Annotated in this window: 25 protein-coding genes; 5 read left to right on the forward strand and 20 right to left on the reverse strand. The window is 39.0% G+C overall.

Going from position 1 to position 24,372, the window contains the following annotated elements:
- Positions 1–6: 6 nt before the first annotated feature.
- Together AC5KOD_RS17460 and AC5KOD_RS17465 are read right to left on the reverse strand one after the other, a co-directional pair.
- Positions 7–567, reverse strand: coding sequence for an NAD(P)H-dependent oxidoreductase (locus AC5KOD_RS17460; protein ID WP_496915865.1), 561 nt, complete (start codon positions 565–567; stop codon positions 7–9).
- 1 nt (position 568) lies between these two features.
- A complete protein-coding gene (locus AC5KOD_RS17465; protein WP_496915866.1) occupies positions 569–997 on the reverse strand; it encodes a MerR family transcriptional regulator in 429 nt (142 codons plus the stop codon).
- A gap of 178 nt (positions 998–1,175) precedes the next feature.
- On the opposite strand from AC5KOD_RS17465, the gene AC5KOD_RS17470 reads away from it, so the two are divergent.
- Positions 1,176–2,477, forward strand: a complete 1,302-nt coding sequence (locus AC5KOD_RS17470) for an NCS2 family permease (protein WP_496915867.1) — start codon at positions 1,176–1,178, stop codon at positions 2,475–2,477.
- 45 nt (positions 2,478–2,522) lie between these two features.
- Here the strand turns inward: AC5KOD_RS17470 and AC5KOD_RS17475 are convergent, their stop codons facing one another.
- The 7 genes from AC5KOD_RS17475 to yeiL all read right to left on the reverse strand — a co-directional run bounded on the left by AC5KOD_RS17475 (position 2,523) and on the right by yeiL (position 7,709).
- The gene (locus AC5KOD_RS17475) at positions 2,523–2,765 is read right to left on the reverse strand and encodes a hypothetical protein (protein ID WP_496915868.1); all 243 of its coding nucleotides are present in this window, start codon (positions 2,763–2,765) and stop codon (positions 2,523–2,525) included.
- Positions 2,766–4,016, reverse strand: coding sequence for an MFS transporter (locus AC5KOD_RS17480; protein WP_496915869.1), 1,251 nt, complete (start codon positions 4,014–4,016; stop codon positions 2,766–2,768).
- 4 nt (positions 4,017–4,020) lie between these two features.
- On the reverse strand, positions 4,021–4,719 hold the full coding sequence (locus AC5KOD_RS17485; protein ID WP_496915870.1) for an ABC transporter permease: 699 nt from the start codon (positions 4,717–4,719) through the stop codon (positions 4,021–4,023).
- On the reverse strand, positions 4,716–5,435 hold the full coding sequence (locus AC5KOD_RS17490; protein WP_496915871.1) for an ABC transporter ATP-binding protein: 720 nt from the start codon (positions 5,433–5,435) through the stop codon (positions 4,716–4,718). Before AC5KOD_RS17490 ends, AC5KOD_RS17485 begins: the two co-directional genes overlap by 4 nt.
- A 102-nt stretch (positions 5,436–5,537) precedes the next feature.
- A complete protein-coding gene (locus tag AC5KOD_RS17495) occupies positions 5,538–6,182 on the reverse strand; it encodes a TetR/AcrR family transcriptional regulator (protein WP_496915872.1) in 645 nt (214 codons plus the stop codon).
- A gap of 121 nt (positions 6,183–6,303) precedes the next feature.
- Positions 6,304–6,876 carry a TetR/AcrR family transcriptional regulator gene (locus tag AC5KOD_RS17500; protein ID WP_496915873.1) on the reverse strand — a complete coding sequence of 191 codons (573 nt, stop codon included), beginning with the start codon at positions 6,874–6,876 and terminating at the stop codon, positions 6,304–6,306.
- Positions 6,877–7,037: 161 nt separating this feature from the next.
- Entirely contained in the window at positions 7,038–7,709 is a 672-nt protein-coding gene (gene yeiL, locus AC5KOD_RS17505; RefSeq protein ID WP_496915874.1) for a transcriptional regulator YeiL, read from the reverse strand.
- 84 nt (positions 7,710–7,793) lie between these two features.
- On the opposite strand from yeiL, the gene AC5KOD_RS17510 reads away from it, so the two are divergent.
- The gene (locus tag AC5KOD_RS17510; RefSeq protein WP_496915875.1) at positions 7,794–8,438 is read left to right on the forward strand and encodes a YczE/YyaS/YitT family protein; all 645 of its coding nucleotides are present in this window, start codon (positions 7,794–7,796) and stop codon (positions 8,436–8,438) included.
- Between the two features lie 210 nt (positions 8,439–8,648).
- Complete coding sequence (locus AC5KOD_RS17515) at positions 8,649–10,118, forward strand: UDP-N-acetylmuramoyl-L-alanyl-D-glutamate--2,6-diaminopimelate ligase (RefSeq protein WP_496915876.1); 1,470 nt, start codon at positions 8,649–8,651, stop codon at positions 10,116–10,118.
- Between the two features lie 81 nt (positions 10,119–10,199).
- Here the strand turns inward: AC5KOD_RS17515 and AC5KOD_RS17520 are convergent, their stop codons facing one another.
- The 8 genes from AC5KOD_RS17520 to pbp4 form a co-directional block, all read right to left on the reverse strand.
- Positions 10,200–10,856 carry a DUF4310 family protein gene (locus AC5KOD_RS17520; protein WP_496915877.1) on the reverse strand — a complete coding sequence of 219 codons (657 nt, stop codon included), beginning with the start codon at positions 10,854–10,856 and terminating at the stop codon, positions 10,200–10,202.
- A gap of 25 nt (positions 10,857–10,881) precedes the next feature.
- Positions 10,882–11,664: a DUF4311 domain-containing protein gene (locus AC5KOD_RS17525; RefSeq protein WP_496915878.1), complete on the reverse strand. Its 783-nt coding sequence runs from the start codon at positions 11,662–11,664 to the stop codon at positions 10,882–10,884.
- A complete protein-coding gene (locus AC5KOD_RS17530; protein ID WP_496915879.1) occupies positions 11,661–12,032 on the reverse strand; it encodes a DUF4312 family protein in 372 nt (123 codons plus the stop codon). The genes AC5KOD_RS17525 and AC5KOD_RS17530 overlap by 4 nt, the downstream gene beginning before the upstream one ends.
- 19 nt (positions 12,033–12,051) lie before the next feature.
- Positions 12,052–12,408 carry a glycine-rich SFCGS family protein gene (locus AC5KOD_RS17535; protein ID WP_496915880.1) on the reverse strand — a complete coding sequence of 119 codons (357 nt, stop codon included), beginning with the start codon at positions 12,406–12,408 and terminating at the stop codon, positions 12,052–12,054.
- 26 nt (positions 12,409–12,434) lie between these two features.
- Complete coding sequence (locus AC5KOD_RS17540) at positions 12,435–14,645, reverse strand: HTH domain-containing protein (protein ID WP_496915881.1); 2,211 nt, start codon at positions 14,643–14,645, stop codon at positions 12,435–12,437.
- A 1,199-nt stretch (positions 14,646–15,844) separates the two neighbouring features.
- Positions 15,845–16,504: a CatB-related O-acetyltransferase gene (locus tag AC5KOD_RS17545; RefSeq protein ID WP_496915882.1), complete on the reverse strand. Its 660-nt coding sequence runs from the start codon at positions 16,502–16,504 to the stop codon at positions 15,845–15,847.
- Between the two features lie 127 nt (positions 16,505–16,631).
- Entirely contained in the window at positions 16,632–17,108 is a 477-nt protein-coding gene (locus tag AC5KOD_RS17550) for a hypothetical protein (RefSeq protein ID WP_496915883.1), read from the reverse strand.
- A 166-nt stretch (positions 17,109–17,274) separates the two neighbouring features.
- Positions 17,275–19,299, reverse strand: coding sequence for a penicillin-binding protein PBP4(5) (pbp4, locus tag AC5KOD_RS17555; protein ID WP_496915884.1), 2,025 nt, complete (start codon positions 19,297–19,299; stop codon positions 17,275–17,277).
- A gap of 126 nt (positions 19,300–19,425) precedes the next feature.
- Here pbp4 and queG point away from each other — a divergent pair, with 126 nt between their 5' ends.
- On the forward strand, positions 19,426–20,568 hold the full coding sequence (gene queG / locus AC5KOD_RS17560) for a tRNA epoxyqueuosine(34) reductase QueG (protein WP_496915885.1): 1,143 nt from the start codon (positions 19,426–19,428) through the stop codon (positions 20,566–20,568).
- Between the two features lie 128 nt (positions 20,569–20,696).
- A complete protein-coding gene (locus tag AC5KOD_RS17565) occupies positions 20,697–21,257 on the forward strand; it encodes an NADPH-dependent FMN reductase (RefSeq protein ID WP_496915886.1) in 561 nt (186 codons plus the stop codon).
- Positions 21,258–21,304: 47 nt separating this feature from the next.
- Here the strand turns inward: AC5KOD_RS17565 and AC5KOD_RS17570 are convergent, their stop codons facing one another.
- The 3 genes from AC5KOD_RS17570 to AC5KOD_RS17580 form a co-directional block, all read right to left on the reverse strand.
- Positions 21,305–22,087 (reverse strand): sulfite exporter TauE/SafE family protein, encoded by a 783-nt coding sequence (locus tag AC5KOD_RS17570; protein ID WP_496915887.1) that lies wholly within the window; start codon positions 22,085–22,087, stop codon positions 21,305–21,307.
- Between the two features lie 11 nt (positions 22,088–22,098).
- Positions 22,099–22,704: a DUF5052 family protein gene (locus AC5KOD_RS17575; RefSeq protein ID WP_496915888.1), complete on the reverse strand. Its 606-nt coding sequence runs from the start codon at positions 22,702–22,704 to the stop codon at positions 22,099–22,101.
- Positions 22,705–22,789: 85 nt separating this feature from the next.
- Positions 22,790–24,274 (reverse strand): UDP-N-acetylmuramoyl-L-alanyl-D-glutamate--2,6-diaminopimelate ligase, encoded by a 1,485-nt coding sequence (locus AC5KOD_RS17580; protein WP_496915919.1) that lies wholly within the window; start codon positions 24,272–24,274, stop codon positions 22,790–22,792.
- Positions 24,275–24,372: the final 98 nt, after the last annotated feature.

Genomic DNA, 24,372 nt, shown 5'->3' on the forward strand with positions numbered 1-24,372 from the left:
CTATTATTAAAGGTTACTAATTCGATCAGCAAACGCCTTTCTTTTAGTTTTTAAACTGGTAGCAATCTGACCTTGATTTTGCCATGTTATTTTTTTCAAGCCAATATCTTTTAATACCCGTCTAATCATGATTTTCCCTATTGGATTACCGCCAAATGAACGAAGAAACCAAGTTGGTGATTGCGAGGTCGTTACGACATTGGTTGATTTAATGTGAGTTAATTTTCCAATCAATATTCCCGATTGACTTTCACTGTAGGCAAATTCTTTAAGCATAACCTTATCAAAGAATCCCTTTAATATGGCCGGCATCCCAGACCACCAAATCGGGAAAACAATGAAAAGTTGTTCCGTGTTCATTAGAATATCCTGATAGCTTTTAACTAATGGATCTAAGCACTCCCCTTTTGAAAAAAGTGCCAACTCTTCCTCTCTCATTACTGGATCAAACTTATCCTTGTACAAATCAATGACTGTAGCGTCTGGGTAGCTGTCAATCAAGCGCTCTAATAAATAATGATTAAAGCTTCCCGACCATGGGTGGGCAAAAATTATAGTTGTCTTCATTTTAGCTTAACTCCTCTCTAATCTTTTCATAAATACCCGTTATTGTCGCCGTAATCTCTGGCTCAACCGCCTCATAATCTGCCGCTGTGGCTAAGGGGTGAATTTTCGCCAATAATAACAACACCTCTTGATAGCGAGCAATTTTATGCTCAATCTCCTTTTCCTTAGCCAATAAAAGTTGAGCAGATTTAAATTCACAATCTTGTGTCAGAGGTACCACCATCGTTTCTAACATTTGTTTGATTTCATCGATTGAAAAAGCCGCGTATTTCATAACCAAAATATAATGCGCCTTCACCAACTCGGCCTCTGTATAAAATCGGTAACTATTATCTGCTCGTTGCGGCTGTAATAAACCAACTCGCTCATAATAACGAATAGTCGAAACTTTGACATTTAATTTGGTTGCAAATTCCTTTATTGTATACACCTTATCACCTCACCTCTTTAAGATAACATTGAACTATGGTGTAAGGTCAAGACAAAATAAACATAATTAAATGACTCACTTCACTTTTTACCGGCTTTCCATTGCTTATCCTGTTATTCTTTGATAGGATATCAGAGGTATGTTTATTCTTAATTATTAGTTGGAAAAGGAGAACTTTATGAATCGTTTGTTTAAATTAACTGAAAATGGCACGACAGTTAAGACTGAAATAGCCGCTGGTTTTACCACTTTCTTAACAATGTCATACATCATCATTGTTAATCCTGCTATTTTGACGGCTGCTGGGATTCCAGCCAATCAGGTCTTCATGGCCACCATTATTTCGGCTGTCATCGCTTCTGGTTGGATGGGCCTCGTAGCCAATTACCCTATTGCAATCGCACCAGGACTGGGCCTAAATGCTTATTTTGTCTCAGTTGTAGCGTCTGGTGTCGACTATAAAACAGCTTTCTCATCTGTTTTTATTGCCGGCTTTATTTTTCTTTTACTATCTCTTACAAGCTTTAGAGAAAAATTAATTTTATCTATTCCTGAATCTTTAAAATCCGCTATCTCAGCTGGGATCGGTCTATTTATTGCTTTCGTTGGCCTACGCCTTGCAAGTGTTATCGTCGCTGATCCAGTCAATTTAGTAAAACTTGGAGATTTACATAGCCCTGGCGTTTTATTAACACTATTTGGCTTGATGCTAACTGTTATCCTGTTGTTACTAAATGTTCCTGGGGCGATTTTTGTGAGTATGGTGGTAATTGCTATTGTGGCTTTCTTAACGGGTCAAATCACGTTTGATGGCTTTGTTAGCTTACCAAAATTAGGCAATCAATTAATGATTACTAACCCACTAACTCCCTTTAAAGATGTTGTCGATCATAGTTTATATGGGGCTGTTTTATCCTTTTTATTGATTACTATTTTCGATACAACGGGTACCATGATTGGTGTCGCAAAGCGCGCTGGCTTAATGAAGGATGGTAATTTACCTCGAGCCAAACAAGCCCTTTTTGCTGATGCACTTGGGACAACAGTTGGCTCAATTTTTGGGACAAGTCCTACTACTGCCTACATTGAATCAGGAACTGGGGTAGCCGTAGGTGGTCGGACAGGCTTAACAGCCGTTGTCGTAGCCTTTTTGTTCTTCTTATCTAGCTTTTTCTATCCGATTGTTAGTGTCTTAGCCAGTGTGCCTGCGATAACTTCGCCTGCTCTAATAATCGTGGGTAGTATGATGATTGGCGAGGCAGCAAACATTAACTGGGATGACTTTTCTGAAGCTTTTCCAGCGTTCTTAGTTATTATTACAATGCCATTAACGAGTAGCATTGCGACTGGACTTGCTCTTGGCTTCATGACATATCCCATTACCAAATTTATTAAAAAACAATCACAAGACGTTCACCCACTTATCTATCTCTTTGCTGTCTTGTTCTTCATTCAGCTCTTTCTCTTAGGTGGGCATTAAGATGTACAAAAAAAGTCACTGACTCGTAAGAATCAGCGACTTTTTTTACTTATTAGCTTTTTTTCTTGCCTCATTACTCATTACCAAGCCACTAGCGATCCCCAGTCCCCCTAAAACAAGCACACCTGTCATACTAGTCGCAATTCCTAAGGCAATAAAGCCTGTCCCTGCTACAAAATTCGTCACGCTAGATAATCTCAATCTAGATTCTGTCATTTTTGGCAAAGTTACCTGTACACCTAATTTTTTATTCACTTGGTTAATTTTTTTATTTACATCATCAATCATTTATTTGTCTCCTTTTTTTGTCATTAATTTACTTCTTGACCAGCCTGCAACAACTAGTAGGCAAAGGCCTGTTCCTAAAAATATCAGCTGAACATTTGTTCCGACCCATTCAAACAGAATACCATAACTCGCCTGAGCAAGTGGCTGACACAGCATAATCAGCATGGTCATAAAGGACATTACTTTACCTAATAATTCGTTAGGCGTCCTCACTTGAATATCAGAGACAATCAAAATGGAGAAAATAGTGAAGATTAACTGCATCACCATAAACACACCTGTCATGCCAAAATAGTTCAAATTCGTTCCGCTTTGAAAATGAAAGAGGGCCGCTAGAGTTAATAAACACGCACTAGCAAATACCATCAAGCCACTTAATCGTTTGCTACTAAATTTACGACCAAAAATTCCTGCTAGTATGCCACCAATAATGCCGGCTAATGCTAGCATAGCTTCTGTTAGTCCGAGATACTGACTTTCTAATTGAAAGACCAAGCGAACAATATAAGGGACCCCAACCGTTACCAATCCTGAAGTGAAAAAACTAATACTTGCAATCATCACAATCGTATTTAAAATAGGTTTCTCTTTTTTCGTTAGAAAAGTCCAACAATCTGATAAGTCAGATTTAATACTCGTAATAGCTGACCCACTAGAAGCCCGCTTTTCATAAGGAATTTTGATGAATAATTCTATCAATGCTGCCAGAAAAAATAAACACGCACTGAAGAAAAAGATATACTTAATGGTCATCATGCCGTAGAGAATACCTGCCAAAATTGGTCCGATTAAATTTCCTAGCATTCCCACCTGACTTACAAGTGCGTTAGCCTTAACTAGATTACTTTCCGCTTGAATCAAAGGTAAGCTCGACTGTACGACTGGGGTTTCACAGGTACTAACAATTGACAAAACAATCAGAATCACCGCAAATACAGGAACTGAACTTTTCAATACGACAGCTAAAATAAGTAAAAGCCCCAATATGCCATAAGTCAAATCCATGGCGACCATCATTTTTTGTTTGTGACAGCGATCTGCTAACACACCAGCAAGTGGTGATAAAATCGCCATCGGTATCAAGGAGATTCCCATCAAAAAGCCAAAGGTACTGGCTGATTGAGTAAGATCAAGTAAATAAAGAGAGAGGGCAAATCTTAAGATTGACGTTGCAAAGACTGACAGCATTTGTCCGCTAATAATTCGTTTAAAATTCGTATGCCATAAAGGTTGACTTAAACTTTGATCCATATACTTAGCTCGCCTCCATCACTTTTACTTGCCTAACAACATGTAGAAGTGCAACCACAGTCCCGGCTATCAGAAAAACCGCAGCACCAAGATTTAAATAAGTGTCATTAAGTTGTAGAACATTACTGATAATCACCGCAAAAATAATAGTAAGAACAATAGTCAATTGAACGGATTTCTTCTTAAAGGCAATGCTTAAAGCAATACTACTAATAGCAATCGCCACACATAGCGCCAAGAATGTTTGACTAAGTATTGATCCTAAGTGAATCGTATTATCTGTCAAAATAGGCGCAAACTGTTCAGTCAGATAGAAAATACCTAAGCTAATTCCTAAAGAAACCACTAGCGTGACCATCACAAATCCATAAACTAGACCAATTTTAAGCCAAATAATGCGGCTACGCTTCACAGGATATGAAAACAACAACTGAACTTGACGGCCTCCATAGGGTTCAATCACAGTTCTTGAGAACAAGACTGCAGCCAACACGCTAAAGATGACTGCTGCAGTGATACTAACTAACATAAATAAATCATCCAGTGTTTCAAATTCCGGCGCTCCAGGCACCTCGATAAACGCTTGTCCTGATACAAAACTAACTAAATACATCATTCCTAATAAAAAACCTGCTATTCCAAGAACACTCAATAAATAAGGTCTCCAATTAACTTTTTGACACTCTAATCTAAATAATTTCATCCTTTCATTCCCTCCATTTTTTGAATTAACATCGTTTCTAAGTCAGTTCCGTGAGCTTCTTTCAATTCTTCTATACTAGCATCTAACGCAATCTTGCCATCAACTAACACTGCAACACGATCCGCAGTGTGCTCTATCTCAGTTAAAATATGACTAGAAATCAACAAAGCCTTTCCTTGTTCTTTAGCAAGTTCGATAAATAACTGACGCATCTCTTTGATTCCCGTTGGATCTAATCCATTAATAGGCTCATCTAAAATCAACAACTCAGGATTGTGACATAACGCTCGGGCAATTCCCAATCGTTGTTTCATCCCTGTTGAATAGCTCTTAACAGGTTTTGAATTACTTGGATCTAGCCCAACTTGCGATAAATAGAAATCAATTTTATCCATCGGTTTATTCATATAATCTAAGTGAATTTCAAGGTTCTCTCTAGCTGTTTGATGCCAATAAAAAACCGGCTCATTAACAAAGAAACCAACCTTTACCAGCCATTCGTTATGACCTAAACAGCTGTCACCTAAGAAGGTTAACTGTCCTTGATCAGGTTCTGCTAAGCCTGTTAAAACTTTAAACAACGTTGATTTACCTGCTCCATTTTTCCCTAATAACCCTACAATCTGTCCCTTAGAGATAGTCAAATTACAATCAACTAACACCTCTTTTCCTTCATAACTCTTGTAAATATTTTTTGCCTCTAAAATTTTCGTCATACTATTCCTCCTAACATACTCTCGGTATGTATCAATCTAAAATCCAACATACATACCTCGAGTATGTATGTTGATAAAAATAAAATGCGTTACCGCATTTATTCAAAATTTTTCTCGAATAATTTCATACATGCCTAAGCATGCCTCCATATATTCATCGTCAATCAGGGGAAAATTTACCCCTTCATAAAGTGTCTTAAAAAAATGTAATTTATGAATCAATTCCTCTCTACTTAATTCATAAATTAAAGGTGCCAGCCAAATATTAGTCGAAAGAACAACCAACTCAGCAATTTCTTGCGGATACTCTGACACAATCGAACCATCGGCTATTCCTTCATCAATTAAATCCTTCATTACAGGAATGGCTGATTCAAAAGCTTCTTTGTACTGAGTGCCGACCATCTGAGGATTAGTAATTAATGTCCGAGCTGAATAGGCTAAAACTTGATGATCTGTCGCACGCATCGTCATCAGAATCAATTCTTTAATTTTTTGAAACCCTGTTCGACCTTGCAAGTTATCAAACTGAATGACGACATCATTGCCATACTTCCGCTCCAAAACTTTATCAAAAATCTCGCGTTTCGACTTAAAATGATGATAAATTACCCCTTTGGTCAATCCTCCAAGCTGATCGATAATATCTTGAATGGTGGTATTATCGTAGCCTCTTCCTAAGAAAAGCTCCTCTGAGACATCTAAAATCTTCTTAACTGTTTCTTCAGGATACTTATTACGAGCCATTTAGTTCCCTCCTGACCATTACATACCTTTAGTATGTATCATACATTCTTTTTAAAAGGGTGTCAACCCTTCAAATAGAAAAAGTTGTAAACAGTCTTTAAACATGTTTACAACTTCTTATTTACTCTTCTCTTTTTGCTTGTAAAAATAATTCAATCTGAAATCTTAGATATTGTTGCCTTTGACGAACATTCATAATATCAATACCACTATAGGCTTTAAAAGCTTTACTTCGCAATAATACCAGCCTAGTGAAGCTCATAAGTTGCAAAGCAATCATTCGCGAATAAGACGTTGGAATACGATTTTCATAAAACTCTTCAATAATTTCCAACAACTCTGATTCAACAAGAAACTCAGCTGATAAAAGCTCGTAAGGAACGGTCAATGTCAGATAGGATTGATACTTGATCGCAATATCACAAAAATAATTTAAAATCTGAAATAACTGTTCTTTCGGTTCACTACCATCAACAATCACACGAGTAAAATCAGCCAATTCTTGCCGCATAATCCGTTGAATTGCCATATTAATTAGTTCATCCTTACTCTTAAAAAAATAATTAATCATCGCTAAATTAGCCTCAGCCTCCTTAGCAATTTGCCTCGCAGTAATTTTTTCCGGCCTAGCAGACTCCGATAACAAACTAATCGTCGCCTCTAACAACCGCTCTTGCGTATCCCGCTCTCCCATCTAACACTCCTCCTAAATATAAAGTTTTTTTAATTCGTGGCCTCGACAAAACGATAGGAAAATAAGGGTGTGATGCTCCTTATCACACTCTTAATTTTTCACCCGCTTCTCATTAACAAACATGTTTAACTATAGTGTACCACGATTGTAAGCAATTTCAACTAGGCATGAATGTCCTTAGCCCACAACTCTAGCTTTTGTCGCGCAACAATCCGATAACCACGCTTTTCTTTCTGAATAACCTGTTGATCTCGTAGCTGTTGAAAGGTATATAGTAAATGACGATAGCTAACACTCAGATACTCAGCAACCTCTGTATGTTTTTCCTGATAATGCCCGTCACTTTCAATATATAAAATAAAAGCCGCTAATCGGTTAATCAATGGATAATTTAATCCCTCACTAAATCGGTCCGTTCGGTCTAATAGTTTTTTCGCTAGATAAACTGATAATTGACGTAAAAATTTGGAATCAGTTAAAAGAACCTCTTGTACTTTCTTCAAAGGAATTACCAAACAAAGACTTGTTTGTTGTGCAACAACATCTTTTGTTCGTTCCTCCACCCCTAAAAGTGTTAATTCGCCAATCAATTCCCCCGGACTCATAAAATGAATAATCGAACGCTTGCCATCTTCGTGAATCATATAAATTTTGGCTTTACCAGTCAATAAAACATACAGTTTGTCCGTTCCTTGGTCGTCATGGATAATCACGTCTCCTCGCTGAAACTCTTCAAGATGAGCAATCTCTTCAAGTGGTAAATCCATCAATACCTTGACAGGTTCCCATAACTCACGATAAACGTTGCCATCTACTAAGCTAATCTTTTTCATCTGTTTCCTCCAAAATATGAGATATCTCCTATTATTATGAGTAATAACCTGATAAATTACAACTGAAAGGCAAGGTGTTTATCAATGAAAAAAACAAGTTTACTTATTATTTCTTTACTATTTTATGCGCTAACTGGCTTCGGAATCAGCCTAAGTATCATCGCCAATGTCGGTGTCAGCAGTTTTAATTCCCTTAACCTAAGCTTAGCAGAGCTAACCTCTATAAAAATTGGCACAATGACCACGATTGTTAATGGCCTATTTTTACTCCTCTACTGCTATCTTACTCGTGGCAAGCTGCTCTCAATCTATTTAATTCAAGCAATATCGGTTTTATCACTCGGCAAAGTCATTAATTTTTTTGTCTATTCCGTCTTTTCACAGGTGACATTAGCCGATTATTTGGGACGCTTAGGACTCTTTACACTTGGCACAATTCTAGGAGGTTTTGGAACAGGAATGGTTCTTAATCTAGGGATATTAGCCTTTCCGATTGAGAGTGTTTGTCAGGTTTTAGCTCGTAAATGGCAAAAACCTTTCGCACAACTTCGCTATGGCATCGACGTCATTTCTGTCGGCCTCTCCCTTCTCATTACCTTATGGATTGGTGGTCCGCTTTTTGTCCGAGAAGGGACGATTATCAGTCTTCTGCTACTGTCCTTCGTGATTGGCTTAACAAAAAAACAATTTGAACGGTCGATGAAAAAAGAGGGCCTCGACACGTTTTAGGCTCTTTATCCTCTAATGAAACAACCTACAAGTCTGACAAATTGTTGGTTGTTTCTAGCTTCCATATCCTAATAAGTTCAGGTGTGTTATGATTAGGTGTCTTTGGACGCATCATGTTACATTAACACCTTGCCCTTCACTAACGCCAATTCCCTTCCTTGCTCCTAGCAACTGCCCGTCTCTTTCGTCAATAGAAAAGGAGTCACATCTATGAAATTATCTAGGCTTATTTCGACCTGCTTTGTTAAACATAATGGAGTAGCCACACCAGATTTAGAGATCGCTCATCTGACACAATATATCGAAGAAGTCACACTAGGATCCCTTTTTATTTGCATTAATAATTCTTATTATGACGGTCATCACTTTATCCAAAAGGCCCTCGATCAAGGAGCGGCTGCGATTATTTTGGATCAGCTTCCACCTGAACCAGGTCCATTTATTCTTGTCGCAAACACAAATCAAGCTCTAGCCAGAGTTGCCAATCAATTCTACGGCTATCCAAGTCGTGACATGAGAATGATTGGCGTCACTGGTACCAATGGAAAAACTACCACTACTTTTTTGATTGATGCTGTACTCAAACAAGCTAACCTAAATAGCGGATTGATTGGCACTCTTTACAACAAAATTGGGCAGACTTATTATGCGACGCCCAACACAACGCCACACACAGTCCAGCTTCAACAATTATTAGCAGAAATGGACGACGCTCAAGTAACAGACTGTGTGATGGAAGTATCGTCTCACGGATTAAAACAAGAACGAGCGTTGGGGATCGATTTTAACGTAGCTGTATTTACAAATTTCACTCAAGATCACTTAGATTTTCATGAATCAATGGAAGATTATTTACAATCCAAAACAACTCTATTTACACGACTTGGTAATCGCCTAACTGAAATCCCCAAAGCAGCGGTAATTAATTGTGATGATCCTTATGCCGACTTATTCATAGAGTTAACCCCAACAAATGTCTATACTTATGGCTGTTTAGGCCAAGGGGATATTCAAGCATCAGCTATTCAAAGCACTGCGACTGGCACTGACTTTCTTCTAAGCCTGCTTGGGAAAGACTATCCTGTCAGTACTCATTTAGTTGGTGAATTTAATGTTTACAATATCCTAGCTGCTTTCGGCGCTTGTTATGCAATTGGCATCGTCCCTGAAACAATTATCACTGCTATCGAAGGAATCACTGGAGTTAAAGGGCGCTTTCAAGCTGTGCCAAATACACATGACATCACCGCCATTGCCGATTATGCCCACACACCAGATGGCTTATTAAATGTCCTGACTGTTGCCAGAAAATTAACTAAAGGCAAGCTTTATTGTGTCGTAGGCTGTGGTGGAGATCGAGACAAAACAAAACGCCCAATGATGGCTCAGATTGCAAGTGATAACGCTGATTTCAGCCTCTTTACTACTGATAATCCTCGATCGGAAGCCCCTTTACAAATTATTACAGAGATGACCGCAACTCTCTCAAAAAACAATTTCTCCATTCAATTAAACCGTCCCGAAGCGATTAAGCTAGCCTTAGCTAAAGCAGAAGCAGGAGATACCGTTTTGGTTGCAGGCATGGGACACGAACATTATCCAGACCCCCTTACTGGAACTAATGTAGATGACGTCCACGTTATCACCACTTATTTAAAAGGCTTACCCAAGGTCTTATAAGCTACTAACCCCATAAAAAAAGGTGAACTAAAAGTGCTTATCACTCTTAGCTCACCCTCTTTTATAGTTGAAAAACTAACACTAACCTTCAAGAACCACTGGGAAAATAGCCCCAAAAATCATCGCGCCTAAAATTGCGCCACCGGCAATTGGTTTTTTCCAAAGATAGAAAACCAATGCACCAATCACTGAACCAATCCCAACAGGAATAGAGGCTCCACAAGCACTAATGATAATCAACGGCCCCAAGAAACGACCAGAAGCATTTCCAGCTCCCATCATCACATCTGCCCCAAAAGTAGAATTAGATTGATTGATCGTAAATTTACGAATCATGATAATCAAGCCCCCGACGATTGCGCCAATCACTAGTCCTGTCGTTAAGGCTAGGGCATAGTTGTCAATTGGCTGAGTAATGCCCATGCTTAGTAAAATAGCAGGTACACCAATTCCAACACCTGTTAAAATTGCCCCACCAATATCCAAAATCCCGACTAATGAGCCCTCTAAAATACGGGCAAACAAGAAGCTAGCACCAAAAGCCGCAGCCGCCCCGTAAGAGCCACCATCTAGCCCCGCCTTCAGCATCGCAACAATCGCGACTTCGTTAAAGGCGCCTACACCATAGACAACATACATATGGGTTCCTGCAAAAACTCCTGCTGAAAGTAACCCAACTAAAATTGGAAATGACCAATCTGCGTACCAAAAATTCTTTTTTTCTAATGTTTCGTTCATCTCAGTTACCTCTCCTTTGCTCCCATTAGTTCCCTAGATTAAAAATATTATGGACATCTTGTAACCAACCCGGTATCTTCATACGGAAACTTTCAATCATTTGTAAGTCAAAGCCACGGAAAAAGCCGCTGAAAATAAACAGTAGCACAATCGCAACCATCATACTTTTAGTCACACGATTCCACCCAATTTCGTCCACACCTTTACCAATCAAAATGCCTAACACAACCCCAGGAACCGCATTTCCCATGACCATCGTCGCCAATCCACCAAAAATAGTAGCCCATAACCCAGATCGTTTACCTGCATCTATGGCTGCCAACCAAAATAATACTGGCATCACCGTATTAATCAGTAAATTAGCAGCCGGTACCAAGACCGCTACAGCCGTAACCTGTAAAGATTCAGGGATAGCAGAGGCCGTCGTGTTTAAAAATGCAACAACTACCATGCCAATCAACGCACTAGCAATTCCCATTTTTTTAGGATTGTGAACTGTTTCGGCCACATTTTTATTTTTTAATAACAAGGCCGCAGCTGCCCAGTTGGGAATCACTCGATGATCCACATCCTGAGTAAAAGCACCTGCACCAACCGTTGATGCCCAAGCATTAAAGAAGAATCCTAGACCAAATGAAAAGTGACTCGCGGCATCTCCCTCACAGGCATTCATTTCACCTAATGTCCGAAAAGCTCCGAGCCCTTGGGTACTTGGCGCATGAAACATTCTAGCCGCTCCAGTTCCTACTGCAAAGCCAACTAACCCACCTATAACTAATGATTTTAATAAAATAATAATAACACTCACTTCGTTACCTCCTTGCGAATTTTCTTAGGCCAGCTTGGAAGAGAAACGCTAGTTGGGCCCGTTATCTTTTTTTCAATAAACGTCACCTGATCCATCACAACAGCGGTAACATCGACTTCAACATCTAAAAGGACACGATAAGACCTTCGTTTTCGTGGCATGAAGAAAAATAAAAAACGCTCAGTATACGTCTCTTCTTCAGCTTTTACGACCTTAATCCCGATGGGTTCAATTCGAGCAATCACATCGGCCTGTTTTAACACCCGATTGTGAATTTGATTAAGAGCATGGGCAAAAGCCTTCTGCTTTTCATCACCTGTTCCCTCTACACGAATGGTCTGACGTTCTTTAGTTGTAACAGTCTCCATAGCGATCTCCTCCCTTTCTTTAGTTAGCTTGTTTTTTGTTATATGCTTCTACTAATCGTTTACCTAACTCTTCTTGATCCATAAAGCCAAAGCCAAGGACAGTCTTGCCATCTTGAATAGCGGTCACACCTTCTTCAATCGAACGCATACCATGACGCTCTGGATAACCATATTTGGTTGCCGCAGTTAACGCCCCCGCACCCCCACTGCCACAAAATGAAATCCCTAAGTCCGCTTGCTCTTGTTGCATGACATCGCCGAGACGCATATCCGCCCCCATACCTGGAACGACAACTGCTACACCACCCGCTGCTTCAACTCCTTTTGCTACATTTTGACCTTTTCCTAAACGATCTGCAATAACTACTTTTACCATGATAAACACTCCTTTATTTAGTCTTTTTATTGATTTCTAATAGCTTCAAAATGAATCGATAAAACGTATTTTTCTGCTACTGGTAAATTGCTGATATCATTAACCACCAGCTCAGCCATATCAAGTGATTCCTGTGAGACATCCACAAAAAGAGCTGGATCAACCTCTGGAATCAAGTTACTTTCTTCTGACCGACGAATCATTTCGTTTAAATGGTTAATTAACACTGTCCACTGAATCTCAGACGGACGTAATTCAGCTTGTTTAAGCAACCCTTCAACCTTTTCTATTACTAGAATCAATTTATCTTGGTGATGACTGTGATTGATGATTGTTTCCGCATCCTGTGATAGATTCATCTTAAGCGACACATCCTTTTTTAAATAATGTAATAGAGCAATAATCTCCGATTCATTGACTGGTAATTGATTTACTGCGAAAATCGCTTCAATTTCCGCCACTAGCTCGCTGTTTTTAGCAATGATCTGTTCCTTTTCAAGTCCAACCTGTTGATACTGTGCATCATACACGATTCGGTGAACCATCAAAAAAACATGAAGTAAAAAAGAATTAAGTAATTCAGGTTGCAGTCGTGTCATGAGAAGCTCTTTTAAGCTTTCAAATACAATGAAGCCCTTGACGATTAACTCGCGACTTTCCTCTTCTGTCGTCAGAGTTGATTGACTTTTATTTCGTACTTTTAGCGTGACTTTGGAGCTGGTTGACCTCTCTGTCAGTAGTAAATTGTCAACTAGATGTTGAATCTTTCTCAAATCATCTGCCGTCGGAATGGGATTTACTTTGATCCACGGCACATCCATTTCTTCAATCGGAAAAATAGTGACAATCAAATCTGGTAGACACGATTTAACCACTTCTCTCAGATTCAAAATTGACGCAAAGGACACTATTTCAAGACCACTTATTTCCTCCGTAATTTTTTGCTGAATCAAGCTTGTCACTCCTAAGCCAGTAGAACAAACGTAAACGACCTGGACGCTTTCCTTCGCTCGGTATTTCTCGAAAGTAACTAAAAAGTGTAACGCCAGATACGCCACAAAAGAATCTGTCACAATCAGGGCCGAGCCATTAATTGCTTGCTTACTGCCTTCTTTAATTGCCGTATAAAGCGAGGGGTACTTCGCTTTAATATCAACTACGAAAGGGTTGTATTCATTAATAAAGAGATGCTTACGAGACAGTCTCAAAGAAAGATGAGCAAAAATATTGGTAAATAAGAGCTCATCCCTATTAAAAGGATAATTTAACTGCTCCGCCACAAACCCAATAATTGACTCTGCAATCACTGCGACATCTTGATTCTCTTTATTTTCCAACACATCGCTATAAATGTAATGATACTCGTCTTCTAAAATCGGCAACTCGAAGGTGTCATAAATTGCCTGAACCAACAAAAAAGGCAATTCCTTTTTTCGTAATAAACTCTGCTGATCCGCTAAAATTTTATAACTGCCGACAGTTTGTTGGCGTAACAAACGTGTAACTGAAATCGCCGTTCTAATCGTAATAGATAAAACCTCACTGTAATTCAGCTGTTCGAATAACTCGCCGTCGATCAACTCAGTCATACAGTTTAACGTTTTTTCATAAATTTCTTGAAAGTCTCGATTAGACCCTATATAAATTTTGAACGTCCGATTTTTCCGATCAGACTTAACTAGCTTACTCATGATATTGTAAATATCATATTCGGATAGCTCTATCTGAATAATCCTCTCTAGAGCCAATCGAATCGTCGCTTCACTTCCCTCAACCTTAATGCCCTTACGTGGTTGTTTAAGTAAAATCAAATCATTAGCAAGCATAAATTCTTCCACTTTTTCTAAATCATTAGTGACCGTATTTTTACTCACCAGTAATTTTTCACTCAAGCAATCACTGCTAATGTAGTCTGTCTGATTGAGTAATTCAAAAACCAGTTTATAAATCCTTACATCTTGATCGTAATTATCCTCTAACTTTTCTAACCGTAACACTTCGTTTTTTAAGGAGAGTTTTTGAAAATCAGCCAAATCTAGCCAAATTCCCTTGCCCCGTTTCGAGTGTAGCTCGTACTCTCTAGCAGACAACCAGAGTCGAATAGAATCTAAATCATACTTAATTGTTCGAACGCTCAAATTGAATTGCTCGGCCAACTCCTTAATTTGCACCACACCACTATTCGTCAATAGATGGAGCAGGATACTGTTTTCTCTTTTACTAAGTTGAATGGTCATCGCGATGTCTCCTTATCTTCCAAAACATATTTCAGCTTCCATTTACTAGTTTATCACTATCAGCTTCTTTTGTTTCAGGATAACGTTTTCTTTCAACACCCATACTTTATAACACTTAGGAGGGTTCCACAACACAAAATACTTGCACTTTGATAAGTGCAAGATAACCCTATCTTAGTGCAAGCTTGGTGCAATTCTTTCAAATATATACGTCCCGTAAAATAATTCGGAAATATATGTCCTCTCTAAAGATCGGAATAATTGAGAACGCTTGTGGTACTTTCAGCTTGGGTTAGCTGGAAATGAAACGGGCACTCTCGATTATATAACTCAATAATAATTAGCGACAAAAAACAGCCAACGACGTTAGACTAGTTTTTGGAAGTTCAAACTAGTCATTTCGTTAGCTGATTCTTTGCGTTACAATCACGATTTTACAAACTTAACTATTATAGGACCATTGATAAATACGTTATTTAATAAAAAAACTCACCCTGTTCAAATCCTCAAAATCGCACATCACCCTCAGATAATTCGTTATTCTAAGAAGCTCAATCACCTTAATTAAGGCTGTTAGTATCCCCTTTAACAACTTAAAATAGACAATTATTCAGTTGTTTCAAACTTGGCAGGGTTTCACGGACATGGCTTTTCAAAATTAAGCTGATTTTGTTGTTATATAGTATTTACACTACTATCACGCTTAAGTTCACTCGCTGTTATTCTATAAAAAAAATCTCAACCTGTTCAAATCGCCAAAAGCGTACATCGACCTCAGACAATTTGTTATCCTAAGAGGCCCAACACCCTTAATTAAGGTCGTTAGTATCCCTTTAACAACTTAAAACAGACAATTATCCGGTTGTTTCAAACTTGTTACGGTTTTACGGACATGGCTTTTCAAAATGAGGATGATTTTGTTATTAAACCGATTTTCTTAGAAATTAATTCTACTAATAGCTCCAGAAAATCGCTATTAGTCTAGTTATACCACAGCAACTATGCTAAGGTCTAATGGACCTCGTACCTAAAAAGACGCTAAGCTTCTCCAAAAACTAACTGATTCATCCTATTAGTTAAGAAAAAGGCCGTAGATTCACTCTTCTTATCATCCCTCTGCTCCCCTAAAAGGTAATATTAACGGAAAAGTGGTAATTTAATAGAAAGAAAATAGTGACACTAGCCGTTTCGGTATTATCCTACTCACAAAAAACATGCTCATGGTAAAACTCGTACAATTGATCAATTCTGCGACTCATCAAAAGCGGCACTGCCTCTTCGACTTTATCGCGAGGCCAATCATACCAACGCATCTCTTTAAGTAACTTAATTTCAGACAAATTAAAGCGCGGTTTGATAACTTTTGCGGGGTTGCCACCAACAATCGTATAGGCAGGTACATCCTTGACTACCACAGAACCCGCTGCAACAATTGCACCTTCACCGATCGTCACACCAGGCATAATCATTGCGTTCATCCCGAGCCACGCATCGCTCTCAATCACAGTATCTCCTTTTGAATTATACGAGTCGGCAATCGTTTCTAAAAAAGGATAAACCGTCACCCATTCGGGATGATGATTATGATTCCCTCCCATTAAAATAACGACCCCACTAGCAATACAGACATAATTGCCAATCAGCAACCGATCGACTTGCCAACCATGGGATTCAATTGGATTAAACAGTTGGCGCGACTCTTGATCGCCCCATAAATAACGGACACAGCCATTTTCAAACTCATGATGCCCGTAATAGCCTGAGTAGTACGAATAATCTCCCACTGTAATTAGTGGATTGGTCACTAGCTCCTTGAGATATTTTGTCTCAGACCAGTGATTAAAATGATGTTTTTCCATTGTCTTTTCCTCGCTTCTAAGTTAATCATTGCTTATCTTAGAAGCCAGCTACCACTGAAACAGACTTAAACCTCATTAAACGACGAACCATTACTCTCATCCTCTTTCTCTTTAATCCCTAATTTCTTTAACTAGTATAACGAGGTTTTTGAAATCTATCAACATCACAGCGAATATAATCCAGATTCAATAACTTCGCCAGATACGTTCGGTGACTGCCATTACCGTAAACAAAATACTCATCTAATCGTTCATTATAAATCGCCAATATCGGCTCAGACGTATTTTCGATATTAGCCTTTCTCAAAAAATAAGCTATCCCCTGCTCGCTAATTAACTCAATTAAAGGGTCAAATTTTTCAGTTGAAAAATTGATCGTTTTCTCCTCAAGACCTAAGTACTCTCTATAAACCGCTAACCAATTTGTCCCTTGATCAAATTTACCAATTCCCACTATTTTTTTAGTTGGCACTAACTGTGAGACAGGATCATTGCTTGTATCGAAAAAATTGTAACGTTTCATTTGTTTATGTGCTAATTCTTCTAAATGCGTTTCAGACAAAAACGGGCTTAACAGGTTATCTTTTGATAATATATCTGACATAACGGTCCCCTTCTAGGATCAAATTTTTCGAACAAGCTAGCATGCTGCAGTAGTGCCTCTAAAAACTAATAATCAAATCATACACCTAGTTAGCAAATATACCTAGGTATATCCCTTCATCACAAAAAAGAGTAGGCGACTTTACAGTCATTCCTACTCTCCTCTCTTATTTCGCCATTAAGGACTCAATTAACCCTTTATTTAAGACCGTTGCTGATTGCCCCACTTCTGCTCCTTCAACTAAAGAAACGACTAAGTTTTGATTCGTTTCAGCATCGAAAGCCAGAAGGAAGCTATTTTCTAGCCCTTTAGTATCCTGCTTTTCTTTAATCTCAGCCGTACCAGTTTTAGCTGCTAACTGATAACTATCGCTATTCAACGAATGAGCTGTTCCATTTGAATCGGAAACGACTTTAAGCATTGCTTCTTTAACAGTATTGGCCGCATCAGGGGTTATAACATCAGGCACCTGTTTCTTCTCTTGATCTTTAATTAACTTCGGTAAGGTCATTGTTCCTTGAGTCGCAAAAACACTGTACATACTTGCTTGCTGAATTGGACTTAACAATAATTCGCCTTGGCCGTAAGCCGTATCAGCCAGTAGTATCTCACTACCAAACTCCTTTTCATTAGAAATTTGTCCTGTAGCAATCTCTAATGGTAAGTCATATTTTTGATCAACCTGGAATTTGGATAAGCCCGCTCGGAAAACTTGCTCCCCCATCTCCAAACCTTCTTGAGCAAAGTAGATGTTATCTGAGTACACAAGCGCGTCAACCATATTAACTTCTGGCACATTAGAAACCCGAGTCACCCAATACCCTCCCCAAGAATCATCCTTCTGCCATTTTAACCCTTGAATTGCCTTGGTTTTATCCGGCTTAGTAATGCCGGCCCCCATGCCGATAGCCGCCGTAATGGTTTTAAACGTCGACCCCGGAGCATAGCCCGTTGCATATCGAGCTAAAAAGGGTTGGTTATCACTAGTTGCATAGTCATTATATTCTTTCTCAGAAATCCCATTAGCCATTTTATTAGGATTAAATGATGGACTACTGACAATTGCTGTCAAATCACCTTCAAGAGGATTCATCACAACTGTAGCACCCTTAACTGCTGCGATTTGCTCATAGGCTTTTGCTTGAACATTGGCATCTAGCGTGGTGATAATATCTTCACCGGCCTTCGTTTCTTGCTGAATCAAGACCTTTTTCTCCTGCCTATTTTCATCAGCAATTTTCAAGCTCCCACCTTCTACCCCACGTAGTTCCTTGTCAAAAGCAGCCTCTAAGCCCGTTTTCCCTATCAAAGAATTAGCTGTCAATGATGGATTTTTTTGAATATCTTCTGCCGTTACTTGTCCTGTATACCCAATAAGCTGAGCCGCCGCTTCCTTAAGCGGATAATAACGAATTGGCGTTTGCCCGATGGTAACCCCTGTCAGCCCATCCAGATTCGGTGTTTCATCAATCAGTGTTTTAATCGGGACAAAATGATCTGCCTGAACCCAGCTGGCACTTAATTGTTGATTAATAAAGTCTTCTGTCACGCCTAAAGTCTCACTAATTTTTTTTATTGCTGCCGTTTTGGCTTCACCATCACCTAGCTGTCCAGGTATAATCCCAACTTGAGAAGCGTCTTGATTTTTAGCCAGCTCGACACTATTGCGATCTTTTATTGCACCACGAGCAGGAGTATCCTTATCAAGTAAGACGACATCTTTGCCACTCATCCCTTCAAAAATCAAATTCGGCGCCCAATCTATTTTGTATGTATCATCTTCTTTAACAAGTGTTGTCTCATAGCTTTGTTTCAGCTCACCTAAAGGCGTCTGCATCTCAAGGTTATAGGTTAACAGGAAGGTTCCTTTTGCTTCTCCCTTAACAACTTTAACATTTTTCGCTTCAATTTCTTTAAATCCCAATCCATTAAAAATGGTCTCGTACTTATCATTAATTTCTTGCTTTTTATAACCACTCTGTTTAATTGAAGACGTTGATAACTGTTGGCTCAACTTTTTGTAGTCTTGCTTTTCAAGTGCTTTTATATAGGCTTCTTGAGCCTCCTTGTACGGCTCTCGCTGACTTAAAATAAAGTAAGCTGCACCACCAGCAATTGCTACAAACGCTACTACTCCTAGGCTAATCCCTAGCCAGTTGGTCTTTTTCTTACGATCTCTCGTCATTGCCATATTATCCTCACCTCAAATAGTTTATTTTTCTCTACTGTTATCATATAATAACTACAGACAAAGGGAAAGCTAATTTAAGATTATTTTAAAACTCTCCTTTTTTTACAAGTAGATGGAGGTTTTCCTATGTATCAAGACTTAAAAAAGAAAATTATCGAAGCTAGCCAAGAATTAGGAATTGATAAAATTGGTTTTACTAGTGCTGCCCCTTTCGACCATTTAAAAGACAGCTTAGAAGAACAAAAAGCTGCGGGTCACACGACAGGCTTCGAACATCCTGAAATCGATGAACGACTCTATCCAGATAAAATTTTCGATCGCCCTCAATCAATCATCTCGATCGCCTTAGCCTATCCCACTAAAATCAAAGCCAAAGCCCCTTCGGTCAAAGGGGATCGACGAGGAAGCTTCGCTCGCGCTTCTTGGGGGATTGATTATCATGACATCCTGAGAGAACGACTACAAGCTCTTATCAGCTTCATTAAAGACACTGCTGATAGCGAGGAACTTCACTTTAAGCCGATGGTTGATACAGGAGAGTTGATTGATGTTGTTGTTGCTCAACGAGCAGGCCTAGGCTTTATTGGCAAAAACGGCTTATTAATTACTGAGGAGTTTGGATCGTATGTTTATTTAGGGGAAATTATTACCAATATTCCCTTCGAGCCTGATACACCCATTGACTCTCAGTGTGGCGATTGTACCAAGTGCATCGACCTCTGTCCGACAGAAGCGCTTCTTGGTGATGGGCGAATGAATGGCCAAAAATGTTTGTCCTATCAGACTCAAACTAAAGGCTTTATGCCATTAGAATATCGTCCAAAAATTCGCACGATTATTTACGGCTGTGATATTTGCCAACAGGTTTGTCCATTTAATAAGGGGAAGGATTTTCATTTTCACGAGGAAATGGAGCCTGATCCCGAAGTTGTTACGCCACTTTTGACGCCTATGTTGACTCTTTCTAATCGTGAATTTAAAGAAACCTTTGGCTCTCTCGCAGGCTCGTGGCGCGGAAAAAAACCGCTTCAACGGAATGCCATTATTGCCTTAGCCAACGCTAAGGTAAAAACCGCAATCCCCAATTTACTAGCCCTTATTGACAACGATCCTCGCCCCGTTATTCGCGGAACAGCTGCTTGGGCACTAGGTGAGCTGGCGACACCTGACAATTTAGCCATCATTGACTTTCTAGCAGACCTCCAAACTAAGGAAACAGATCCAGAGGTTCAGGAAGAAATTAATTATGCACTAAACAAGCTTAAGTAAAGACTGCTTAAGCTTGTTTTATTGCCATTAATTCGAATTACTTGCGTTATTTTGAGATCAGTTATACACTAAAGTTAACACTTACTAATTAATGGTAAGTAAATAAAGGTACGAAAGGATGTTTACATATGTCAAATAAAAAAATTGGTGTCTTAGTCGGAAGTTTAAGAGAAGAATCATTTTCAAAGAAAATTGCTAAAGCCTTAGCAGGACAATTTCCCGCAGGCTATGAGGTTGAATTGATTGATATTAGTCAATTAGAGATCTATAACCAAGATTTTGACGACCATGATCGTGTTCCTGCCTCTTATACTAAGTTCCGTCAAGACCTGAGTGATAAAGATGCCTTTCTATTTGTCACACCAGAGTATAACCGTTCAGTTCCTGCTGTTATCAAAAATGCATTAGATGTTGGTTCTCGCCCTTATGGTCACAATTTATGGGGGAAAAAAGCTGGTGCAATTGTCAGTGTGTCCCCAGGTAATTTAAGTGCCTTCGGAGCTAATCATCATCTTCGTCAAAGCTTAGTTTTCCTAGATGTCCAACCATTACAACAACCAGAAGCGTATATTGCAAATGTCCATACCCTATTAGACGATGATGGCAACATCAACAATCAAGGGACAAAAGACTTTATGCAATCAATCATTGATGCCTTTGTTGCATTAATAGAACAACTAGCTAAATAATTAGTAAAAGGAGCCGTGACCTTAATGAGTCACAGCTCCTTTTTTGATTAACTAAATAATTTTAGTCCATTCATAAGATTAATCCCAATCACGAGAATTACGACTAAAATAAATATTTTCGATACGACTTTATCAGATACTTTACCACTTACAACCCCACCCAAATAACCGCCAAGCAAAGCCGCAGGTATGATCGCCAAAAGCATCGACAGATCGTAGACATTAAAGCCCGTCGATAAACCAACCTCCGTCAATTTGGCTAGTTGAGAGAAGAAAATCGTGATAATCGAATAGACTGTCGCATCTTTCATCGTTAAGCCGAAACAAAAAACTAAAAGTGAAACATTAATCGGCCCACCCCCTATTCCTAGTAAGGTCGAAAAACCTCCTAGAAAGAGCCCTACTGCTAAGTATGCTATTGGACTTTTAAAGTGAAGAGTCTTAGCACGTCCTAACGTATAGATGAGGACCAACACTAATGAGCCAATTGTTAAACCAATTTGAATCAATTGAACCTCTCGCTGACTGCCGTAAAAATCAAGTAAATAGGTAAAAAGTTTATTGCCGACTATCCCACCAATCACTGAACCAATTGAAATAAAAAGGGACTGAAGCCACTTGATTTTCACTCCATTTCTAAGCTGTTTGTAGGTAGACGAGATTGACATCGTAAAAACAGCGACGCTGGAATAAAAACTAATTGCAGCTAAAGAGTGAAAGCCAAAGGTATCGAGAACAGGCTTAATAATCACGCCACCACCCATTCCAGAAACCGCACCTACTGTGTTAGAAATAATAATAATAACGAAATAAATCAGATAAACTGCCACTGTCTGCTCCCCTATTCTAGTAATTCTAGATCATAAATCGTATAGTCACAGCGATAGATGAACAGATATTGACCGTCAATTAATATCCCCGTACTTTTTGGTACATCCGTCTTATACAAAGAGACTTTATCTCCAGCATAAGTTGCTAATGGGTACCCTCTTTGACTGCGGACTAAAATGACCTTCTTTTTCCCAGTAAAGGAGTTTTTAAACTCATCGACCATCTTATTGACCATCGGTAAAGAACGGTCTTGGTCGCTTAAATCATGTTTTTGTGCATACTCATCAAAGACATTTTCTAAACCATTTTCCGCCACTACCATCGAAGAGCCAACATGGTGCAGTTCTTTGCCACCAACACTCACACGTAAAACAGATGAGTCGGCACTCTCTTCATCTGTATCAAAATCAGTGTCTCGCTCAATCGAAACTGACTTCCCCTTAATTTCATCAATAATCTGACTCTCATCATCATAAGTTCGAATGGTCATATTTAAGCCTTTAAATGATTGCTCAAAATCCTTGAACCACATTCGGGCATTTTGACAGCCACTTAATCCAACAGCGACTGCTAGTAATAATAGGAACCCTAGCCATTTCTTATCTTTTTTTCTCATCGCTCTCCCTCATTTCTTACTATTAATTTTACCCTTATTTTTAGAAATTTCCTAGTGTCTGTTTAAATGCGCCTCTCTTATCTGTTTACTTTTCACATATTCCCTTATAGTTCACGATCTCTGCTACAACCTCACTATCGGAAAAATGATGCTTTTGATCGCCAATAATTTGATAGGTTTCATTTCCTTTGCCAGCAATAATTAACGTATCACCATCTGACATCAGTGTGATTGCTTTTTTTATGGCCTCTTTTCGATCCACAATAATCTCAAAATTAGTCGAAATCGGTTTTATCCCTGCTTCGATCTCTTGACATATTTTTAAAGGGTCTTCAAATCGAGGATTATCAGATGTAATAACAGTGTAATCTGCGCTTGTTCCTGCAATTTCACCCATGATTTTTCTTTTTGAACTGTCTCTATTTCCACCGCAGCCAAAGACTAAATAGGTCTTGCCATTAGAAAATTCTTTGACACTTTCTACTACACTTTTCAAAGCATCTGGTGAATGCGCATAATCAATAATTGCCGTAGAATGTTTCGACAATGGCATTCTCTGAAACCGTCCTGCAACAGTTCCCATACTAGCCAGAGCCTCAATTACAGCTTGGCCATCATAGCCTAGAGAGAGACACGCTCCGATTGTTGCTAGCGAATTGTACACGCTAAATTTTCCCGGGATAGGAACCGTAACTTGATAGGAATGCCCCTCGTTCATGAGTACGTAGCTTACACCTTGCGAAGACATCTTTATCTCTGTTGCTCTAAGATCAGCCTTGGCTTCAATTCCATAGGTTAAATAAGGACAATTTTGTTGACCTAATAGCTCCGTTACATCATTCGCAATGGGATCATCAGAGTTAACAAGGCCTGTTTGGGTCTGACTAAATAGCATTAGCTTGGCCTGTTTATAATTTGCCATTGTCCCATGATCATCTAAGTGATCCTGTGTCAGATTAGTAAAAATAGCACAAGCAAATTCACAAGTTGCAACTCTCTGTTGCTCTAAAGCCATAGACGACACTTCAATTGCTGCGACTTCTACCTCAGCTTGTCTCATTTGATTAAAAGCGGCTTGCAAATCTACGGCCTCTGGTGTAGTTGGAGTCGTTGATTTACCAAAACCGTCCTCACCATTAATACGATTTCCTAGCGTCCCAACTGTGCCAACATTAACCCCTAAAGTCAAACAAACATGCTCGATCATAGCCGTCACAGACGTTTTACCATTAGTGCCAGTAACACCAATTAGTTTAAATGCCTTTGAGGGCTGAATAAAAAAATTAGCAGCAATTGCTGGGGCGACCTCCCTAACATTTTTAACTGTAATGACAATTAGCTTATTGGCTCGAGGCAATTTAACTAGTTCATCCACAATAACAGCTCTTGCACCTTGCGCAATTGCCTGATTAAGGAAATCATGACCGTTGCTATTTTTCCCTTTTAATGCTAAAAAAAGAGAGTCTGTCTCTACCATTCTAGAATCATAAAAAATCCCTGATACATCTATTGTTAAATCAGCTTGATTGCTGTGATAACTAATACCTTTCAATAAGTTTTCTAGTTTCATCACTTAATTCACTCCTACTTGATTATCAGATTACTTGAGTTAAATTGCACTTCAATAACTTTCTCTAGTCAGTTTAACTACGATTTTAGCACAAAAAT

The sequence above is a fragment of the Vagococcus sp. WN80Y genome, assembly GCF_059621045.1.

Coding starts and splice junctions, on each gene's coding strand:
- AC5KOD_RS17540 (WP_496915881.1), bottom strand. CDS start 14,645: ATGACCATTCAACTTAGTAAAAGAGAAAACAGTATCCTGCTCCATCTA.
- AC5KOD_RS17575 (WP_496915888.1), bottom strand. CDS start 22,704: ATGAGAAAAAAAGATAAGAAATGGCTAGGGTTCCTATTATTACTAGCA.
- yeiL (WP_496915874.1), bottom strand. CDS start 7,709: ATGAAAAAGATTAGCTTAGTAGATGGCAACGTTTATCGTGAGTTATGG.
- pbp4 (WP_496915884.1), bottom strand. CDS start 19,299: ATGGCAATGACGAGAGATCGTAAGAAAAAGACCAACTGGCTAGGGATT.
- AC5KOD_RS17460 (WP_496915865.1), bottom strand. CDS start 567: ATGAAGACAACTATAATTTTTGCCCACCCATGGTCGGGAAGCTTTAAT.
- AC5KOD_RS17485 (WP_496915870.1), bottom strand. CDS start 4,719: ATGAAATTATTTAGATTAGAGTGTCAAAAAGTTAATTGGAGACCTTAT.
- AC5KOD_RS17495 (WP_496915872.1), bottom strand. CDS start 6,182: ATGGCTCGTAATAAGTATCCTGAAGAAACAGTTAAGAAGATTTTAGAT.
- queG (WP_496915885.1), top strand. CDS start 19,426: ATGTATCAAGACTTAAAAAAGAAAATTATCGAAGCTAGCCAAGAATTA.
- AC5KOD_RS17535 (WP_496915880.1), bottom strand. CDS start 12,408: ATGGTAAAAGTAGTTATTGCAGATCGTTTAGGAAAAGGTCAAAATGTA.
- AC5KOD_RS17490 (WP_496915871.1), bottom strand. CDS start 5,435: ATGACGAAAATTTTAGAGGCAAAAAATATTTACAAGAGTTATGAAGGA.
- AC5KOD_RS17565 (WP_496915886.1), top strand. CDS start 20,697: ATGTCAAATAAAAAAATTGGTGTCTTAGTCGGAAGTTTAAGAGAAGAA.
- AC5KOD_RS17580 (WP_496915919.1), bottom strand. CDS start 24,274: ATGAAACTAGAAAACTTATTGAAAGGTATTAGTTATCACAGCAATCAA.
- AC5KOD_RS17530 (WP_496915879.1), bottom strand. CDS start 12,032: ATGGAGACTGTTACAACTAAAGAACGTCAGACCATTCGTGTAGAGGGA.
- AC5KOD_RS17480 (WP_496915869.1), bottom strand. CDS start 4,016: ATGGATCAAAGTTTAAGTCAACCTTTATGGCATACGAATTTTAAACGA.
- AC5KOD_RS17500 (WP_496915873.1), bottom strand. CDS start 6,876: ATGGGAGAGCGGGATACGCAAGAGCGGTTGTTAGAGGCGACGATTAGT.
- AC5KOD_RS17515 (WP_496915876.1), top strand. CDS start 8,649: ATGAAATTATCTAGGCTTATTTCGACCTGCTTTGTTAAACATAATGGA.
- AC5KOD_RS17520 (WP_496915877.1), bottom strand. CDS start 10,856: ATGAACGAAACATTAGAAAAAAAGAATTTTTGGTACGCAGATTGGTCA.
- AC5KOD_RS17510 (WP_496915875.1), top strand. CDS start 7,794: ATGAAAAAAACAAGTTTACTTATTATTTCTTTACTATTTTATGCGCTA.
- AC5KOD_RS17475 (WP_496915868.1), bottom strand. CDS start 2,765: ATGATTGATGATGTAAATAAAAAAATTAACCAAGTGAATAAAAAATTA.
- AC5KOD_RS17470 (WP_496915867.1), top strand. CDS start 1,176: ATGAATCGTTTGTTTAAATTAACTGAAAATGGCACGACAGTTAAGACT.
- AC5KOD_RS17545 (WP_496915882.1), bottom strand. CDS start 16,504: ATGGAAAAACATCATTTTAATCACTGGTCTGAGACAAAATATCTCAAG.
- AC5KOD_RS17550 (WP_496915883.1), bottom strand. CDS start 17,108: ATGTCAGATATATTATCAAAAGATAACCTGTTAAGCCCGTTTTTGTCT.